General features: G+C 61.8%; 16 protein-coding genes. 8 read left to right on the plus strand and 8 right to left on the minus strand.

What is annotated here, in order from left to right:
- Positions 1-3: 3 nt before the first annotated feature.
- The 7 genes from ACW4YW_RS06325 to ACW4YW_RS06355 all read left to right on the plus strand — a co-directional run bounded on the left by ACW4YW_RS06325 (position 4) and on the right by ACW4YW_RS06355 (position 7,682).
- Positions 4-939: a carbohydrate kinase family protein gene (locus ACW4YW_RS06325; protein WP_457136799.1), complete on the plus strand. Its 936-nt coding sequence runs from the start codon at positions 4-6 to the stop codon at positions 937-939.
- Positions 936-3,113, plus strand: a complete 2,178-nt coding sequence (locus ACW4YW_RS06330) for an HAD-IIB family hydrolase (RefSeq protein WP_457136800.1) — start codon at positions 936-938, stop codon at positions 3,111-3,113. Before ACW4YW_RS06325 ends, ACW4YW_RS06330 begins: the two co-directional genes overlap by 4 nt.
- 32 nt (positions 3,114-3,145) lie before the next feature.
- On the plus strand, positions 3,146-5,098 hold the full coding sequence (locus ACW4YW_RS06335; RefSeq protein WP_457136801.1) for an amylosucrase: 1,953 nt from the start codon (positions 3,146-3,148) through the stop codon (positions 5,096-5,098).
- A gap of 17 nt (positions 5,099-5,115) precedes the next feature.
- A complete protein-coding gene (locus ACW4YW_RS06340; protein ID WP_457136802.1) occupies positions 5,116-5,934 on the plus strand; it encodes a mechanosensitive ion channel family protein in 819 nt (272 codons plus the stop codon).
- 131 nt (positions 5,935-6,065) lie between these two features.
- Complete coding sequence (locus tag ACW4YW_RS06345; protein ID WP_457136803.1) at positions 6,066-6,572, plus strand: ProQ/FinO family protein; 507 nt, start codon at positions 6,066-6,068, stop codon at positions 6,570-6,572.
- Between the two features lie 62 nt (positions 6,573-6,634).
- Positions 6,635-7,066, plus strand: a complete 432-nt coding sequence (locus tag ACW4YW_RS06350; RefSeq protein WP_457136804.1) for an NUDIX hydrolase — start codon at positions 6,635-6,637, stop codon at positions 7,064-7,066.
- 19 nt (positions 7,067-7,085) lie between these two features.
- Entirely contained in the window at positions 7,086-7,682 is a 597-nt protein-coding gene (locus ACW4YW_RS06355) for a nucleotidyltransferase family protein (RefSeq protein WP_457136805.1), read from the plus strand.
- Positions 7,683-7,857: 175 nt separating this feature from the next.
- Here the strand turns inward: ACW4YW_RS06355 and ACW4YW_RS06360 are convergent, their stop codons facing one another.
- Genes ACW4YW_RS06360 through ACW4YW_RS06370 form a run of 3 tightly spaced genes read right to left on the minus strand, consistent with a single transcriptional unit; the run spans position 7,858 to position 11,626 of the window.
- Positions 7,858-8,862 (minus strand): XdhC family protein, encoded by a 1,005-nt coding sequence (locus ACW4YW_RS06360; RefSeq protein WP_457136806.1) that lies wholly within the window; start codon positions 8,860-8,862, stop codon positions 7,858-7,860.
- A 5-nt stretch (positions 8,863-8,867) separates the two neighbouring features.
- A complete protein-coding gene (locus tag ACW4YW_RS06365) occupies positions 8,868-11,168 on the minus strand; it encodes a molybdopterin cofactor-binding domain-containing protein (RefSeq protein ID WP_457136807.1) in 2,301 nt (766 codons plus the stop codon).
- On the minus strand, positions 11,165-11,626 hold the full coding sequence (locus ACW4YW_RS06370; RefSeq protein ID WP_457136808.1) for a (2Fe-2S)-binding protein: 462 nt from the start codon (positions 11,624-11,626) through the stop codon (positions 11,165-11,167). Before ACW4YW_RS06370 ends, ACW4YW_RS06365 begins: the two co-directional genes overlap by 4 nt.
- A gap of 177 nt (positions 11,627-11,803) precedes the next feature.
- Here ACW4YW_RS06370 and ACW4YW_RS06375 point away from each other — a divergent pair, with 177 nt between their 5' ends.
- The gene (locus tag ACW4YW_RS06375) at positions 11,804-12,718 is read left to right on the plus strand and encodes a LysR family transcriptional regulator (RefSeq protein WP_457136809.1); all 915 of its coding nucleotides are present in this window, start codon (positions 11,804-11,806) and stop codon (positions 12,716-12,718) included.
- Between the two features lie 22 nt (positions 12,719-12,740).
- On the opposite strand, the gene ACW4YW_RS06380 is transcribed toward ACW4YW_RS06375, so the two are convergent.
- The 5 genes from ACW4YW_RS06380 to ACW4YW_RS06400 all read right to left on the minus strand — a co-directional run bounded on the left by ACW4YW_RS06380 (position 12,741) and on the right by ACW4YW_RS06400 (position 17,437).
- Positions 12,741-13,976 carry an MFS transporter gene (locus tag ACW4YW_RS06380; RefSeq protein WP_457136810.1) on the minus strand — a complete coding sequence of 412 codons (1,236 nt, stop codon included), beginning with the start codon at positions 13,974-13,976 and terminating at the stop codon, positions 12,741-12,743.
- 78 nt (positions 13,977-14,054) lie between these two features.
- Positions 14,055-14,417 carry a VanZ family protein gene (locus ACW4YW_RS06385; RefSeq protein WP_457136811.1) on the minus strand — a complete coding sequence of 121 codons (363 nt, stop codon included), beginning with the start codon at positions 14,415-14,417 and terminating at the stop codon, positions 14,055-14,057.
- Between the two features lie 127 nt (positions 14,418-14,544).
- A complete protein-coding gene (locus ACW4YW_RS06390; RefSeq protein WP_457136812.1) occupies positions 14,545-14,976 on the minus strand; it encodes a GNAT family N-acetyltransferase in 432 nt (143 codons plus the stop codon).
- A 10-nt stretch (positions 14,977-14,986) separates the two neighbouring features.
- Positions 14,987-16,786 carry a GGDEF domain-containing protein gene (locus ACW4YW_RS06395; protein WP_457136813.1) on the minus strand — a complete coding sequence of 600 codons (1,800 nt, stop codon included), beginning with the start codon at positions 16,784-16,786 and terminating at the stop codon, positions 14,987-14,989.
- A gap of 369 nt (positions 16,787-17,155) precedes the next feature.
- The gene (locus ACW4YW_RS06400) at positions 17,156-17,437 is read right to left on the minus strand and encodes a DUF5666 domain-containing protein (RefSeq protein ID WP_457136814.1); all 282 of its coding nucleotides are present in this window, start codon (positions 17,435-17,437) and stop codon (positions 17,156-17,158) included.
- Positions 17,438-17,504 lie beyond the last annotated feature (67 nt).

Consider the following 17,504-nt stretch of genomic DNA (forward strand, 5'->3'; position numbering starts at 1 on the left):
GCAGTGGCATTACCTCAACGCGACTTCAAGAAAAACAACGGCCATGCGGTTGCCATTTTCGGCGAGGTGCTCGCCGATGTCTTTCCCGACGGCAGCGTGCTGGGCGGCGCACCGTTCAACGTAGCCCGCCACCTGCAGGCCTTTGGCCTGCATCCCGTCATGATCACCCGCATTGGCCAGGATGACCTCGGGCACGAGCTGCTGGACGAAATGCAGCGCCTGGGCATGGATACCAGCGGCGTGCAGGTAGACCCTTTCAACCCCACCGGGCAGGTCAAGGTCCACATCTCTCCCAAGGGGCACCAGTTCGAGATCCTGCCTTCCCAGGCCTATGACTACATCCATGCCGGGGTGACGCACATGGTCACCATGGCGACCAAGCCCGACCTGGTGTATTTCGGCACATTGGCCCAGCGTAATATGGAATCGCGCCTGGCCGTGGACAATTTCCTCAACTACGGCACCAGCCCGCGCTTTCTCGACATCAACCTGCGCGACCCCTGGTACGACAAGCATACGGTGCGCCGTTCCCTGCTGCGCGCCGACCTCGTCAAGCTCAACAACGAGGAACTCGCCACGCTGGTGAAAATGCTGCGGCTGCCTGGACGCACACCGCATGAACATGCCGCCGCGCTGATCAAGCGCTTCAACCTCGACCTGCTGCTGGTGACGGAAGGCGAGCAAGGAGGATGGCTGATGAACGGGGCCGGGCAGATCATCACCGTCGACGGCACCGAGCCGCCCAAGACCTTTGTCGATACGGTGGGCGCCGGCGATGCGTTCGCCTCGGCATTTATCCTCGGCATACTCAAGGGCTGGCCTGCCGACGTGACCCTCGGGCGCGCCAACCAGTTTGCCGCCGCACTCTGCGGGGTACGCGGGGCCGCGCCGTCCTCGATGGAGTTCTATGCGCCGTACAAGCAGGAGTGGCAGCTATGAGCGCTCCGGACGAACGCCCTATCTACATCCTCATGATCAGCATGCATGGGCTGATCCGCTCGGAAAATCTGGAACTGGGTCGCGATGCCGATACCGGGGGCCAGATCACCTATGTGGTCGAACTCGCGCGCGCGCTGGGCAAGCACCCGCTGGTGGAAAAAGTCGACCTGCTCACGCGCCGCATCGATGACGACAGCCTGCCGGAAGACTACAGCATTCCCGAGGAGCAGCTCGAGCACAATGCCCGTATCGTCCGCCTGCCTTGCGGCCCCAAGCGCTACCTGCGCAAGGAATCGCTGTGGCCGCACCTGGATCAGATGGTGGACCAGTGCCTGCATTTTCTGCGCAGCCAGGGCGGGCGGCTGCCCGACCTGCTGCATACCCACTATGCCGACGCGGGCTATGTCGGGCAACAGCTATCCCTGTTGCTCGGCATCCCCCAGGTCCATACCGGGCACTCCCTCGGCCACACCAAGCGCGAGCGCCTGCTCGCCTCGGGCCGCAAGGCGTCCAGCATAGAGCGCCAGTTCAATTTCGAACGCCGGATTGCCGCGGAGGAAGCCGTACTTGAGCACGCCTCCATGATCATCACCAGCACGCAGCAGGAGATTGACGAGCAATACAGCCTGTACCGGCACTTCGACCACCAGCGCTTTCGCGTTATTCCACCCGGCACCAACACCACGCGCTTCTCGCCGCCAGGGCGCAGGAAAATCTCTTCCGGATTGCAGGAGAGCATAGACCGCTTTTTTTCCGACCCTGACAAGCCGCTGATCCTGACCATTTGCCGTCCGGAAGTTCGCAAGAACCTCAAGGGCCTGATCGCCGCCTTTGGCGAAAGCGCGGAACTGCAGCAGCAAGCCAATCTGCTGATTGTGGCGGGCACCCGCGACGACATCCGCGACCTGGAAGAGTCGCAGCAGCAAGTCATGCAGGAATTGTTGCTGGATATCGACCGCTACGACCTGTGGGGCAAGGTCGCCATTCCCAAGCACGTATCCCAGGACGATATCCCCGAGCTTTACCGCCTCGCAGCGCGCCGCCGCGGGGTCTTCGTCAACGCGGCCCTCACCGAGCCGTTCGGCCTCACGCTGATCGAGGCCGCCGCCAGCGGCCTGCCGTTTGTCGCGCCGGACGATGGCGGCCCGCGCGACATCGTGCAGAACTGCCGTAGCGGCCTGCTCGCCAACACATTGGAGAGCGGCGCGGTCGCCGAAGCCCTGCAGGAAGTGCTGTCGGACAAGAAGCGCTGGCGCACCTGGGCCAAGAACGGCCTGGCAGGCATCAGGCGCCACTACAACTGGCCGGCCCATGTGAACACCTACATGAAGCAGGTGCGCCACGTGTTGCGGCGAGACCGCAAGCGCTGGCGCCGCCAGTTGGTCATCACGCTGGATTCGGGCAAGGCCTACATGCCGCTGGTCAATTCCGCGCTGATCAGCGACATCGACAACACCTTGTTGGGCGACAGGCGCTCGCTGCGCCAGTTGGTGAACTGGCTCAAGGAGCGCAAGGGCAAGTTCGCCTTCGGCATCGCCACGGGCCGCACCATCGATAGCGCGGTCGATATCCTCAAGCAATGGCAGGTCCCCGTCCCGGAAGTGCTGATCACTTCCGTCGGCAGCGAGATCCACTACGGCGCGCGCCTGATCCCCGATACCGGCTGGGCCAACCATATCCGCCACAAATGGCGCCGGGACGCGCTGGAGGAAGCCATGAAGGATTTCCCGGGATTGACGCTGCAATCCCAAGAGAACCAACGGGAGTTCAAGCTCAGCTACATCGCGGACCCGGACAAGATGCTGCCGGTCGAGGAAATCAACCGCCGCCTGCGCGACCAGCAATTGTTCGCGCAATTGATCTATTCGCACAACGAGTTCCTCGACCTGTTGCCCATCCGCGCCTCCAAGGGGCATGCCATCCGCTACCTGGCCTACAAGTGGGGCGTGCCGGTCCGGCACTTCCTGGTGGCAGGGGATTCGGGCAACGACCACGAAATGCTGGTGGGAGACACGCTGGGCGTGGTGGTCGGCAACCATAGCGAAGAGCTGGACAAGCTGCGCGGCATGGAACAAGTCTATTTCGCCCAGGGCAGCTATGCGGCCGGCATCCTCGAGGGCATCGCCCATTACCGCTTCGATGAAATCGAGCCCATACCCGTTAACGAGCAGTAGCATCACCCCTCATCGCGAGAAAGTGAACCGGCATGTATGAACAAGTATCCCACTCGTTACTGAACGATATCCTGATCGGCCTCGACCCCAAGGTGGGGTGTGAAGACCTCAAGCACTTCTACATCCGCCTGGGCGCCAATTTCTACGCGATCCATTCATTGTTCCACCAGCTGTATGGCGACCGGCGCGATTTCCGCCTGCAAATGCACAAGCTGGTGGCCGTCATGGCGAAGCAATACGTCAACCGCCCCCAGGAATTCCGCCAGCGCGACCTGGCGCGCGAGAAGGACCATGACTGGTTCCTGAGCCAGAAACTCGCGGGCTACGCCCTCTATTGCCAGGAATACGCGCAAAGCCTGAAAGGCATGCACGAGAAACTGGATTACCTGCAGGAACTGGGCATCAATCTGGTCCATATCATGCCCATCCTCGACGGCCCCAAGGGGCGCAACGACGGTGGCTATGCCGTGCGCGACTTTCGCAAGATCGACGACAAATACGGCACGCTGGAGGACCTCGACGCCCTGAGCGCCGACATGCGCAGCCGCGACATGCTGCTGGTGCTCGACGTCGTGGTGAACCATACCTCGGATGAACACGAATGGGCGCTGAAGGCGCAGAAGGGCAACAAGAAATACCAGGAGTACTACTACACCTACGAAGACCGGAAAATCCCCGACCTGTTCGAGCAGACCATGCCCGAGGTCTTCCCCGAAACCGCACCGGGCAATTTCACCTGGAACGAACAGATGGGCCGCTGGGTGATGACGGTGTTCAACAACTTCCAGTGGGACCTCAATTACAAGAACCCCGCAGTCTTCATCGAGATGATCGACATCATCCTGTTCTGGGCCAACCACGGCGCGGACGTGGTACGGCTCGACGCCGTGGCCTTCCTCTGGAAGAAGATCGGCAGCGCCAGCCAGAACGAGCGCGAGGCGCACCTCATCCTCCAGCTCATGAAGGACTGTTGCCAGGTCACGGCGCCGGGCACCCTGTTCATCGCCGAGGCCATTGTCGCCCCGCTGGAGATCATCAAGTATTTCGGCGAGGATGCCGTCAACGCCAAGGAATGCGAGATCGCCTACAACGCCACCTACATGGCCCTGCTGTGGGAAGCCGTCGCCACCAAGAAGACCTTGCTGCTCAACCGCGGGCTGCGCAGCTTGCCCACCAAGCTCGACAGCGCCACCTGGCTCAACTACGTGCGCTGCCATGACGACATCGGCCTAGGTTTCGACGACAACGACATCCGTGCCTCCGGCTACGACCCGCAAGCGCACCGGCGCTTCATGGTCGATTACTATACCGGCGCCTATCCCGACTCCACGGCCACCGGCGTGGCTTTCGGCGTCAACCCCAAGACCGGCGACGCACGCATCTCGGGCTCGCTGGCCTCGCTGGCAGGGCTGGAAACCGCGCTGCTGCAGAATGACGAGCATGCCATCGACGTCAGCATCCGCACCATCATCCTGCTGCACAGCATGATCGCCTCGTTCGGCGGCATTCCCTTGCTCTACTACGGGGACTCGATCGGCACCCTGAACGACAACACCTACCTGGACGACGAGAACAAGCACCACGACAGCCGCTGGGTGCACCGCCCCACCCTGGACTGGAACAAGGCCGCGCGCCGCCACGAGCCGGGCACGGTGGAAAACCGCATCTTTACCGCTATCCAGAGGATACTGGCCGTGCGCAAGCAAATTCCCGCGTTTGCCGACCTCAACAACCGCGAGATATTCGAGACCAGCAACCCGCACCTGTTCACCTTCCTGCGCTTCACATCGCGGGGCCTGCACTCGCGCGTGCTCGTGACCGTCAATTTCGACGTCTCGCCGCAAATCATGAACCTCGGCGAGCTCGAGGCGGTCAACCTGTTCGAGCACCGCGAGGCCAAGGATCTCTACAGTGGAAAATCGCTATCCACCAAGAGCGGCAGGCTCGAGATCCCGCCGCTCGGATTTTATTGGCTACAGCTCTAAACTAGAAAAGGAAACCCATGCCATCATTCCTCGCTTCCCTAGGCGTTCCCGAGAACATCATCCCGCTGATCCTGTCCGGCCTGCGCATCCTGTTCATCGTCCTTGCAGCCATCATCCTCGTGCAGCTATGCAACAAGGCGATCCGCCTGCTCAAGGGCAGATTGCGCACGCATGCGCAGCAGAACCTGGAGGAGCTCAAGCGCATCGAGACCCTGGGACGCGTCATCAGCTATATCGCTTCCACCGTGATCGGCAGCATTGCCGTGATCGAGGTCCTGCATGAATTCGGCATCTCGCTCGCTCCGGTGCTCGCCGCTGCCGGTGTCGTCGGCGTGGCCGTCGGCTTCGGCTCGCAGAGCCTGGTCAAAGATTACTTCAACGGCCTGGTCATGCTGCTGGAAAACCAGATCCGCCAGGGCGATTCAATTGAAGCCGCAGGCAAGAAAGGCACAGTAGAAGAGGTCACCCTGCGCCACATCCGCCTGCGCGACTATGAAGGCACCGTGCATTTCATCCCCAACAGCGTCATCACCACCGTGAGCAACATGAGCCGCGGCTTTGCCTACGCCGTGATCGACATCAAGGTGCCGATCGCCAGCGATTTCAGCCGCATCCTGCAGACCATGCGTGAAATCGGCAAACAATTGCGTGCGGACGAAGCCTACCAGAACAAGATTGAAGGCGACCTCGAAGTGGCCGGCGTCGACCAGATGGACCACGAAACCGCCGTGTTGCGCGCGCGCTTCCAGGTCAGGCCATCGGAAAAGAGCAGCGTGCGCAGGGAATTCATCTACCGCTTGAAGCAGGCACTGGATACACAGGTACAAGAAGCCTGACATGCGCTTTCCGCCGGGATATGCAGCATTGCGGACAGAGCAAGCAAGATTGCAACGCCGGGGAATGCAATAACCTTCTGGCTACCCGGCTTTCAGTAGTAGAATCCCGTTTTTGTTTCCAAAACACCATCATGGGCTTCGAACAACTCGCAGAACTGAAAAAACAACTGGCAGCCAAGGCCAAGACGGAACGTCCGGCCAAGCCCCAGGCAAAGCCAAGAGCCGCCGCGCCGCGCAAGCCGGAGAAGGAGAACCCGGTCGACCCCGTGGTGCTCAGCATAGGCAGGCTGCAAAGGCACTTTCCCAAGACATTCCCCAAGAACCCCGCGCCCAAGCTACCGCTCAAGATCGGCATCCACCAGGAACTGCTAGCGAAAGCCAAGGAAATCGGCCTGGAAGAAGCCGCGATCACGGATGCGGTGAAGACCTGGTGCCGCGGCACGCGCTATTGGGCCAGCATCGTCGAGGGGGCTCCTCGAGTCGACCTCGAAGGCAACCCCGCAGGAGAGGTCACGGCACGCGATGCCGCACAGGCACGCTCCCTGGAAGCGCGACGCAAACAGCCGCGCAAGCCCAAGCCGGAAGCAGCGCCAGCCGCCACTCCTCCCGAAGAGAATCCCGCAGAACCGGCCGCCTGACGCATCCTGGTGAGACCTGCCGACCTGCATGACGTCACTGCCAATCAATCCCCGCCGCGTTGATGCCTTACCCGGTTCCCGCTGCCATTGCCGTCGTCGTCCATGACCGCGAGGTATTGCTGGTAAGGCGCGCAAACCCGCCTGATGCAGGCTATTGGGGATTCCCGGGCGGCAAGATCAATGCCGGCGAGGGCATCGAGCAGGCCGCCACCCGCGAGCTGCTCGAGGAAACCGGCATCGAGGGCAAGGCGATCAGTGTCCTGACGGCGCTGGATGCATTCTCCGGCGATGCTCAGCCTTCTAGCCCGCAGCATTTCATCTTGATCGCGGTGCTATGCCGGTGGATTTCAGGCACGCCGGTTCCCGCCGACGATGCCCTGGAGACAGGGTGGTTCTCGCTCGACGCGCTCCAGGACGCTAACCTGCTGTTGAGCAAGGATGTGGCCGAGGTCGCCCGCCTGGGCATATCGCACATGGCTACCGACGGATGTTAGCGCTGATACTGGGCATTACATGAACGTTACCGGCATCCTGCTGGCGGCCGGCCACTCCCGTCGCTTCACCCATGGCAACAAGCTGCTTTACCCGTTACAGCCGGGACAGCCGACCGCAATCGTTTCCGCGCAACACCTGCTCGCGGCCTTGCCCGAGAGCCTTGCCGTGGTCAGGCCCGAGACTCCCGAGCTTGCCACCTTGCTTGCAGGCATCGGCTTGGAAGTCCTCGTCTGCCAGCCCGAGCAACAGGAAATGGCCGACAGCCTGGCTGCCGCCGTGCGGCATGTCCTTTTATGGCCCGCGCCTCCGGATGCCGTCGTTGTAGCGCTGGCGGATATGCCGTTCATCCGCCCGGAGACTATTGCCGCCGTTGCCGGGCAGCTCACGGCAGGCGCCCATATTGCAGCGCCTGCATACCATGGGTTGCGCGGGCACCCGGTAGGCTTCGGCAGGCGTTTTTTTGCCGAGCTGGCGAGCTTGAGCGGCGACGAGGGCGCACGCTCGGTGCTACGCCGCCATGCAGAAGAGATACGGCTACTGGAATGCGAGGATCCAGGCATTCTGCAGGACTTCGACACCTGGGAAGAATTGCAGCGCTTATTGCCGCAAATCTGACCGGAGCAAGCCTACAGGCAGAAACCAAAAGCAATCTAGCGGCATGGTTTAGCGCTCATTAGAGCAGCTGACAGAACTCAGCGAAGCGGTCCTGGCAACGCGCTTTGCTCCAGGTAGTATCAGAACCAGTATGGCAAGACAGGGCAACGACGCCAGGGGAGTTTTGTCGCGCCTCTCAACTGGCGCAAGCGCTGCCTGCCGACAGCGCATTCGCGATCGACTGGCTGGTGATCGCCGCCGCACGCTGCTGCGAGCGGATCTGGATGATCTCGGCCAGGATCGCGACGGCAATTTCGGCCGGGGTGCGGCTGCCGATCGGCAAGCCTACCGGGCCATGCAGACGGTCGATTTCCTCTTCGTGGAGGTCGAACATGCGCATGCGCTCGCGGCGCTTATCCTGGTTGAGCCTGGAGCCGAGCGCGCCGACGTAGAAGGCTTCCGAGCGCAACGCTTCCAGCAAGGCCATGTCGTCGAGCTTGGGATCGTGCGTCACCGCCACGATCGCGGTATAGGCATCAGGCACAATCTCCAGCACCACATCATCGGGCATGCCTTCGCACCATTGCACGCCATCGACCTGCCATTGCGCGCGGATTTCCTCGCGCGGGTCGCACAGCAGTACATTGAATTCCAGCGCCTGCGCCATGCTGGCGAGCATGGCGCCCAGCTGGTTGGCGCCGATGACGAGCAAGCGCCATTGCGGGCCGAAATAATGGTGGAACCAGCCATCCTCCAAGCAGGCCACGGCGCCCGGCATGGCCTCGCCAAGCATGGACTCGCTGGTGCCCAGCCGCACGGAGCGACGCAACAGCCTGCGTTGCCGCAGGCTTTCCAGGACCGGCCGCAGAGCATCGGCATCCGTCACCTGCTCGACGAAAATCTGCAGCCGGCCGCCGCAAGGAATGCCATACCGCTGCGCCTCGTCGCGGCTGACGCCATATTCGAGCAAGCCATTCACCTCCGGCAGGCGGCCGTGGCGCGCCCGGTCGCTCAGCTCGTCCTCGATGCAGCCGCCGGAAACGGAGCCCAGCAACTGGCCGTCGTCCCGCAACGCCAGCATGGCGCCCGGCAGGCGCGGCGACGAACCCCAGGTGCGCACCACGGTGCACAGATGCACGCGATGGCCCGCCTGCAACCAGGCGATGGCATGTTCCAGCACTTCCTGCTCAGGGGCATGCATGATGCTTATGCCTTCAACTGGTCGCGGATCGGCAGGGTACGGATGCGCTTGCCTGTCGCGGCAAAAATGGCGTTGCAGATCGCAGGGGCGATCGTCGGCGTCACGGGCTCGCCGATGCCGCCCAGCGGCACATCCAGCTTGTGCTCGACCAGATGCACGCGAATCTCGCGCGGCGCCTCCTCTATGCGCATCACCTGGTACTCATGGAAATTGCTCTGCTGGGCAACGCCGTTCTTGAAGCTGATCTCGCCCGTGAGCGTCAGGCTGGCGCCCATGATGCAAGCTCCCTCCGCCTGCGAGCGGATACGGTCCGGGTTGACCTGCGGGCCGCAATCCACGGCGATGTCCACGCGCGGGATGCTGATCTCGCCATCATCGCCCACCGCGACCTCGACCACGGCGGCAACATAGGTGACGAAACTGTAGCAGAACGCCAGGCCCAGGCCATGGCCCTTGGGCAGCTTGCGCCCCCAGCCGGCTTTCTGCGTAGCCAGCTCCACCACGTGGCGCATGCGCCCGATATCCAGCGGGTAGCGCTCGGGCGACTCGCCGTAGTTCCAGCTATCGGAGATGCTGTCCGGGTCGACCTTGCGCGCGGGACCGAGCAGGTCCAATAGGTAATCGCGATGGTCGCGCTTGGCCTTGTGCGCCAGCTCGGCCACGAAGGACTGGGTCGCAAACGCGTGCGGGATATTGGACACCGAGCGGAACCAGCCAATGCGGGTGTGCGCGGGCACCTCTGGACTCTCGACCCGCATGTTGGGAATGTTGAACGGCAGGTTCACCGCCCCCATGCCGAGTTCGAACGGCGCGCCGCCCTTGGCGTTCTCGACAAAGGTCGAGGCGATGGTGGGCGCCGTCGTGCGGTGCAGCCATGCTGTCGGCACGCCCTTGGCATCCAGTGCGGCCTCGATGCGCTCGAGCGAAACCGTATGGAAATAGTCGTGGTGCAGATCGTCCTCGCGCGTCCAGGTGACCTTGACCGGCTTGCCGTCCATCGCCTGGGAAAGCAGGGCGGCTTCCACCACGAAATCCGGCTTGGATTTGCGGCCGAAACCGCCACCGAGCAAGGTGACGTTGACGCGGACGTTTTCCGGCTTGAAGCCGAGATGGCCTGCCAAGGCGGTCACTGTCGCTTGCGGGTCCTGCACGCATGCCCAGGCCTCGCATTTGCCGTTGACGATGCGCACGGTCGCTGCCGGCGGCTCCATGGTGCTGTGGGCAATATGCGGCTGGTAATATTCGGCGGCAAAAGTCTGCTTGGATTTTGTCAGCACGCCCGTTGCATCGCCGTTGTTGCGCACGGCCTTGGCGGGCTTGCGTGCGGCATCCTCCAGGGTTTTGCGGAAGGCGGGCGAGTCGTAAGCGGCATTGGCGCCGTGGTCCCAGTCGATCTTGAGCGCCTCGCGTCCCTTGATGGCGGCCCAGGTATTGCTCGCCAGCACCGCGATGCCGCCCAGGGGGTGGAACAATGGCGGCAGGCTGCCGCTTTGCAGCTCGATGACCGTGGCGACGCCCGGTACCTTGAGCGCGGCGCTGGCATCGAAGGACTTCACCTTGCCGCCGAATACCGGCGGCCGCGCCACCACGGCATACAGCATGCCTTCCAGCCTGGTATCGATGCCGTACTGCGTGGTGCCGGTGACGATTTTCCGGCCATCGATATTGCGCGTGTTCTGTTTGCCGATGTAGCGGAACTCCGAAGCCGGCTTGAGCTTCAATTGCGCTTTCGCAGGCACGGGAATCTTGGCCGCGGCCGTCGCCAGCTCGCCGTAACCCAGCGTCTTGCCGCTAGGTTTGTGGACAACCTGGTGCTGCCTTGCCTGCACTTCGCCGACAGGCACGCCCCAAGTGGCGGCAGCGGCGGCCTCCAGCATCATGCGGGCCGTGGCGCCGATGCGGCGCATGGGCTCGAAGTGGTGGCGCATGCTGCGCGAGCCATCGGTGTTCTGGTTGCCATACCGCGCCTCGTTGCCCTCGGCCTGCACCACGTTGACCCGCGCCCAGTCCGCTTCCAGCTCGTCAGCCACCACCAAGGGCAGGCTGGTACGCACGCCCTGGCCCATTTCCGAGCGGTGCGCGACGATATTGACGATGCCGTCCGTACCGATGGAGACGAATACCAGCACGTCCTCCTTGAGGCCGCCCGGCATGGCGTCGCCGCCGTATTTCTTGGGCTCTCCCACTGCTGCGCGCACCAGGCCGTTGACGCCGATCGTAAGGGCGAGGCCGGTCACCAGGCCCATGCCCTTGAGCAGGCGACGGCGGCTGAGGTCCGGCAAGTCCAATACCAGTTCCTGGCTCATTTCGCACCCTCCTTGGCGGCAAGCTTGATCGCCGCGCGGATGCGCGGATAAGTGCCGCAGCGGCAGATATTGCCGCTCATGGCTTCGTCGATATCCTCGTCCGTGGGATTGGGCGTAGAACGCAGCAGCGCGGTCGCCGACATGATCTGCCCGGCCTGGCAATAGCCGCACTGGGCGACGCCCAACTCCAACCAGGCCGCCTGCACCGCCTTGCCGACCTTGTCCTCGCCCACGGCCTCGACCGTCGTGATTTTCTTGCCCGCCGCGGCCGAGACCGGGGTGACGCAAGCCCTGACGGGCTCGCTGTCCAAGTGCACGGTGCATGCCCCGCACAGGGCCATGCCGCAGCCGAACTTGGTCCCGGTCAACTGTGCGATATCGCGGATCGCCCACAGCAAGGGCATATCGTTCGGCACATCGAGCTGCTGGCTTTTGCCGTTGATGTCCAGCGTTACCATGTGAATTCCTTTCTTTTTTTGCAAGCGGCAAACGCTATATACAAACAAATATATCGTTTACTATCAATGGGATATGCCGAGTATGCGCAAATTCCCCTATTCTATAAATGGAAATATGCTCATTTTAGAATTCCATTTTATGGAATAATGAGGGCTGGACTTTCAACCGGAACCGTTATGCTCAACCGCCTGGAAATGATGCGCATCTTCTGCGCCACCGCGGAAGCCTCCAGCTTCAAGGAGGCCGCCGCCCGGCTCAGCATCTCGCCGCAGGCGGTAACCCGGGCGGTCAAGGAGCTGGAATCGCTATTGGGAGAACCCCTTTTCTACCGCAATACGCGGCAGATACGCATCACCGAGTTTGGCGAGCAGTTGGCCCTGCGCGGGCGCGAGGCCATCAGCGGCGTGGATGATTTGTTCATGACCAGCGGCAAGCGGCAGGAGCGGGAAATAAGCGGCGTGGTGCGCATCACCGCCCCGGTCGTGATTGGCAGGCGTTTCCTGCAACCCATACTGAGCCGTATCGCCAGGGAGCATCCGCATATCACCATCGACTTGCGCCTCTCCGACATGCACAGCGACGTGGTCGAACAGCAGATTGATATCGGGGTGCGCGTGGGATTGCTGCGCGACAGCAGTTTTGTCGCCCGCTCGCTCGCCAAGGTATCGTTCCTCGTCGTTGCCACGCCAGCGCTGGCGGCACGCGTGGGCACGCCGCAGCAACTGGAAGATTTGCATCACGTCCCCACCATCGCCCTAGTCGACAAGAGCAGCGGGAAGAACTGGCCTTGGTTCTTTGCCGACGGGCAGCAGATCAATCCCAGGCAGGCCAGCTTCATCACCGACGATTCCGATAGCGAGGTGTCGCTTGCCCTGGACGGCGTCGGTTTTGCCCAGATTGGCGCCCCGCTGGTGATACCGCAGCTCAAAAGCGGAGAACTGGTGAGCGTGCTTGACGAGTTCGTGGCGCCGGCCTGGGACTTGAATGTCTACCGTCCGCGCCGCGGCCCGGTGCCGGAGCGTATCCGCCTGGTGTACGACGAAATTGTGCAGGCCTTGAGCGAGCCGGCGCATTTCCCTACCCAACGCTAGGCAGCTGGCCGTCCTTCAGGGGTCAGTGCAAGTCGCGCATGTTGAGGCGGCGTAGCCTGGGCGCAAAACGCGCCACCGCGCCCACCACCGCAATCGTCATCGCCCCACCGAAAATGACGGAAGGGATCAAGCCCATCAGCCTGGCCGCCATTCCCGACTCGAAGGCGCCCAGTTCATTGGAGGAACCGATGAATATGCCGTTGATCGCGGAAACGCGGCCGCGCATTTCATCCGGAGTGACCAACTGCATGATGGTCGTCCGCACCACCACCGACACGCCGTCGCAAATGCCGGAAATCAGTAGCAGGAATGCCGCGAGCCAGAAATTCCTGCTCAAGGCGAAGGCAATGATACTGAGTCCGAACCCGGCCACCGCCACCAGCAATATCCGCCCTGCGCGGCGATTGACCGGATGGTGCGTCAGCCAGACTCCGGTGGCTATCGCGCCCACCGCGGGAGCGGCGCGCAAGATGCCCAGGCCTTCAGGGCCATGCTGGAACACGTCATGGATAAACATCGGCAGCATGGCGACCGCGCCGCCGAACAATACGGCAAACATGTCCAGCGCCTGCGCGCCCAGCATGACCTGGTTGCTGAATACAAAGCGCAAGCCCTGGGCGATGCTGGCAAACACCGGGGCATCCGCCTCGACAACCGGCGTCTTCACCTTCAGGCTCAGCATGGTGGCGACGGCGACCCCTGCGAACACTGCGGAACAGGCGTAAGCCGTGCTGATGCCCGCCAGGGCGATCACACCGCCCCCGATCGCCGGCCCCAGCACCAGCCCGGTCTGCAATACCGAGCTGCCGATGCTGGCCGCACGCGCGAATTGCTGGCGCGGCAATACCAGCGCAAACAGGGCGCTATAGGATGGGCCGATGAAAGCGCGCGCAAAACCGACGCAGGCAATCGAGAGATAGATGAATTGCGACGACTCGCTGGGGTGCCACAACCACCCGGCCGCGATCCCGGCCAGCACGAGGGCGTTGATCACCAGCACGATGCTCGCCATCACGCCGAACATGCGGCGCGAATAATGGTCGACAGCGTAGCCGGCGAACAGGGCGGTACAGAAATAAGGAATCACCTCGGCCAGGCCGATCAGGCCCAGCGACAGAGGGTCGCGCGTGATCTGGTAGATATGCCAGCCCACCACCACCGCCATGATCTGGTAGGAGAACGTAATGCTGACGCGGAAAGCCAGCAGTTTCAGGAACGCAATATTGCGGAGCGGGTAGGGAGAAACGTCAGGGGCCATACCGGTATTGTAAAGAATGCGCCGCCCTCATGACACCATGGCGCAAACAAGGCTATTCGCCCGGGTCACCAATATGGATCAAGAATATTGGCCCAGCCAGCGCCGTAACAGGGCAATTACCGGCAACGCGGCCAACCCTCCCAGCGCATCGGCCAGCAGGTCGTCCAGGCCGGCCTGCCGCCCCTCGATGAACAGCTGGTGCAGCTCATCGGCAGCGCCCAGCGCCACCACGATGATCCAGACGGCAACCAGCGGCAGCCGTAAAAACGCCAGGCCCGCGAGTACCCCAATGGTGCCAAAGACGAAGAAATGCACGACTTTATCCCAAGGCGGCGGGAACAACGACCCTGCGCCGGGCGCTTCCCCTCCGATAAAAATGCCGGCGACCAACAGGATGAGCATGCCCAGTGCCAGGTACTTCAGGCGTTCAGGTGTAATCAATTGCTTGTATTCAGGTCGTTAACAAATGAAATGCGGCAAGCCGCGGTGACAGCGCCATTGCTCATGGCAGCGGATGCGTCATGCTAGCACGGCAGGGCTCCAGCAACCATCATTAACCCATGCACGGTCATGCCAGCCGCTTGTGCATACAACGGTGGGAAATGCCCACTTGCTGGAACACGGGGCCATCGGCACGGTATCCCAATGACTGGTAAAAACCGATCGCGGTTTCGCGCGCATCCAATACGATCTGGTCAAACTTGGCCTGGCGCAGCCACAGCTCTGTTGCATCCACCAGCATCCTGCCCAATCCCCGGCCCTGCATGGCAGGGGCTACGGCCATTTGCCGCAGCTTCGCCACTGGCTGCTGCCCGGTCTTGACCACCAGGCAGGCCAGCAATGCATGTTGCTGCACGATGCCGAAATGCCGTTGCTGATGCTCACCGGCAGTATCCGAGGCGCTCAGCGTCAGGCCGAGCGGGGCGCGCAACACCTGCTCGCGCAAATGCAGGCTCTCGCGGTAGAGGTCGGAACCGTAGGCAATCTCGGTGAACTTCACTAGGCAAACATCATTTGGCGATATCGGCGGCGCCTGCCACCAGATTGCGGCCCGCCTGCTTGGCGCGATAAAGGGCCCTGTCTGCCCGCGGTAGCAACGACTGGGCGGGCTCGTCCTGCTCGCGTTCCGCGACGCCGGCGCTGAAAGTGATCAAGACGCGCTCATTGTCATGCATGAAGAAATTGCGCGTGAGGTCGCGCTGCGCGCGCTTCATGATCTCCACGGCCTCGGACTCTCCCGTGCCCGGCAGGATGATGATGAACTCCTCTCCGCCATAACGGGCGAGCACATCGGTGCTGCGTAACGATTCTTTGATCACCTTGGACAAATGCACCAGGGCCTTGTCGCCCGTCGCATGGCCGAGCTTGTCGTTGAGCCGCTTGAAATGGTCGATATCCATCATGGCCAGGCTCAATCGCGTGGCATGGCGGTTCGCCCGGTCGAACTCGCGCTCCAGCGCCTGCTCCATGCCGCGCCGGTTCAGCGTGCCTGTGAGGAAATCCTCATGCGCGACTTCGTTCACGTGCTCCAGCTTGGCAGTCAGCTCCTGCACCAGCCGCTCGGACTCGACCACGCGCTGCTGGGTTTCCGTCAATATTTCGCGCGACTGGCGGATATTGAAGCTGATGCTGCGCGTGTCTTCCAGCATGCGGTCGATCAATGCGTTCAGCTCGACAATATCTTCAGCCGCGGTGATTTTCTGCTTGTAGCTGTCGATTTTCCCCTGGTATTCGTTGGTGCTGTCCGCCAGGTCCGCCAGGCGGCCGACAAAGACTTCCGCCATTTTCTTCATGGAGTCCCTGGCATCCAGCAAGCGGGGCTTGAGCTGTCCCTGCTTGAAGATCAGCTCCTTGAGGCTGCTTTCCGCATCGTAGAGCATATCCAGCGACAACGGCTTTTGCAGCAGCTCCTGCACGATCATGGTCTGCCCATGCAGCCATTTATCCTCCATCACCAGCTCGTTCATGCTGGTGACCACCAGGCGCAGCAATTGCAGCAGCCCCTCATGGGTGCGCTGCTGGGTGTCGCCATGCATTTCCAGCGTGAACAGGACGGATTTCAGGCTTTCCGCCTGTTTCAGCACGTCGTTTTCCGCATAGGCGAGGCGGATGTCCTCGAGCAGGGCTTCCGCCTTCTTCGCCATTTCAGGCCAGGCCGCCAATTGGGGGATCACGATCAGGTTGATCGTGCGCATCAGCATATTGCGCCAATGGTCGGCGATCCTTGCATAATAGGTGCGTGCCGACTCCTGCTCGCCGCTAACCGGCACCGGGGATGGTTCCGTGGGCCCAGCCCCCTCCTGCTGGGTGCCGTCCACTAGGTCCTCGCTGATGCCTGCCCCCCATGAGCTCGCCAATGCATGGATTTTCTGCGGCAATGCAGGATCCTGCTCGAAATTGTTCAGCAAGCGCTGCAAGCCCTCGCGCTTGCGGCTGAGGGTGACGCCTCTGTGGCTGGCTTCCAGCTGCTTGAGCAAATGCCGCAATGCCGCAGGCCAGGTGACATCGTCCTTTGCCGCCGCCTGCGGCAGCAGGTTGCCTAGCTGCTCCTTGAAGCGGGACCAGTTGCGGGCATCCACCGACTGCTTGATCGCCTGCGCCGCAGCCAGGTATTTCGGGCTTTGCACGCTGGCGACGAGCAGCACCTCATCCAGGGCATTGGCAAGCTCGGCAGCGCTATCCATGGATTTCACACCAGCAATTTCGTCATAGACGATACGGAAATTGTCCGGTGTGGGCGGTATCTTGCGCGAAGAAAGCTGTATCAGGGTTTGGCGCGCAATCTCAATGGCAGAAGCGGATTCTTGCATGATTGCTCAATCTTCAGACAAATAGTGAAGTAGGCCGAGACGGCCGTCAGGCTGCCCCATGCAGCCATGGCGATTAGCATAGCGCTAATCAGGAGGATTCAATATATGGATCAAGCAGATTTTCACCCCGGCATTCTGCGGATGCGGCCAGGGCATGGAGGGAACCGCCCGGATAAAGATAGAGCTAAACCAGGTCCGGGCAGTCATCAAGCGCATTCTGGGGTTAATAATCTGTTCAAAGAGCCGCTAACAAACTCAGCGAACTAAACGGCAATGCAGAGCAACAACGTCAGAAGGAGTTTTGTAACGGCTCTTAACGCAGGAAGACTTGATGACTGGCGCCTCGAGCGACCTTATGGCAAGGCTGCATTACTTGGCACACTTTTCCTTCTTCTTGGTTTCGATTTCCTCCACCAGCCCGTCCTCGATTTCAACCTCTACACAGGCGCCGACGACCAGCGGGCCATGCTTTTCCTCAAGTTCGGTCTTCTTGGTCACTTCCAGCTTGCGCCCAGATACCACCCAGGTGCCTTCCGCCGTTTGCGGACGGCTTTCAAGCACGCCGTAGAACTCTTCTTCCGCCGCCTGCACGCTCCATGCCGATCCGGCAAGCACAAGCATGGCGACACCCGAACATAGTATTTTTTTCATGGCACTTTCTCCTCATGTGAATACGGAAGATATGTGAAAAATTGCACACATCCAGAGGAATAGTTCC

The organism is Methylobacillus pratensis, from assembly GCF_054072455.1.

Coding starts and splice junctions, on each gene's coding strand:
- ACW4YW_RS06345 (WP_457136803.1), top strand. CDS start 6,066: ATGGGCTTCGAACAACTCGCAGAACTGAAAAAACAACTGGCAGCCAAG.
- ACW4YW_RS06355 (WP_457136805.1), top strand. CDS start 7,086: ATGAACGTTACCGGCATCCTGCTGGCGGCCGGCCACTCCCGTCGCTTC.
- ACW4YW_RS06330 (WP_457136800.1), top strand. CDS start 936: ATGAGCGCTCCGGACGAACGCCCTATCTACATCCTCATGATCAGCATG.
- ACW4YW_RS06335 (WP_457136801.1), top strand. CDS start 3,146: ATGTATGAACAAGTATCCCACTCGTTACTGAACGATATCCTGATCGGC.
- ACW4YW_RS06375 (WP_457136809.1), top strand. CDS start 11,804: ATGCTCAACCGCCTGGAAATGATGCGCATCTTCTGCGCCACCGCGGAA.
- ACW4YW_RS06340 (WP_457136802.1), top strand. CDS start 5,116: ATGCCATCATTCCTCGCTTCCCTAGGCGTTCCCGAGAACATCATCCCG.
- ACW4YW_RS06350 (WP_457136804.1), top strand. CDS start 6,635: ATGCCTTACCCGGTTCCCGCTGCCATTGCCGTCGTCGTCCATGACCGC.
- ACW4YW_RS06365 (WP_457136807.1), bottom strand. CDS start 11,168: ATGAGCCAGGAACTGGTATTGGACTTGCCGGACCTCAGCCGCCGTCGC.
- ACW4YW_RS06400 (WP_457136814.1), bottom strand. CDS start 17,437: ATGAAAAAAATACTATGTTCGGGTGTCGCCATGCTTGTGCTTGCCGGA.
- ACW4YW_RS06395 (WP_457136813.1), bottom strand. CDS start 16,786: ATGCAAGAATCCGCTTCTGCCATTGAGATTGCGCGCCAAACCCTGATA.
- ACW4YW_RS06380 (WP_457136810.1), bottom strand. CDS start 13,976: ATGGCCCCTGACGTTTCTCCCTACCCGCTCCGCAATATTGCGTTCCTG.
- ACW4YW_RS06370 (WP_457136808.1), bottom strand. CDS start 11,626: ATGGTAACGCTGGACATCAACGGCAAAAGCCAGCAGCTCGATGTGCCG.
- ACW4YW_RS06360 (WP_457136806.1), bottom strand. CDS start 8,862: ATGCATGCCCCTGAGCAGGAAGTGCTGGAACATGCCATCGCCTGGTTG.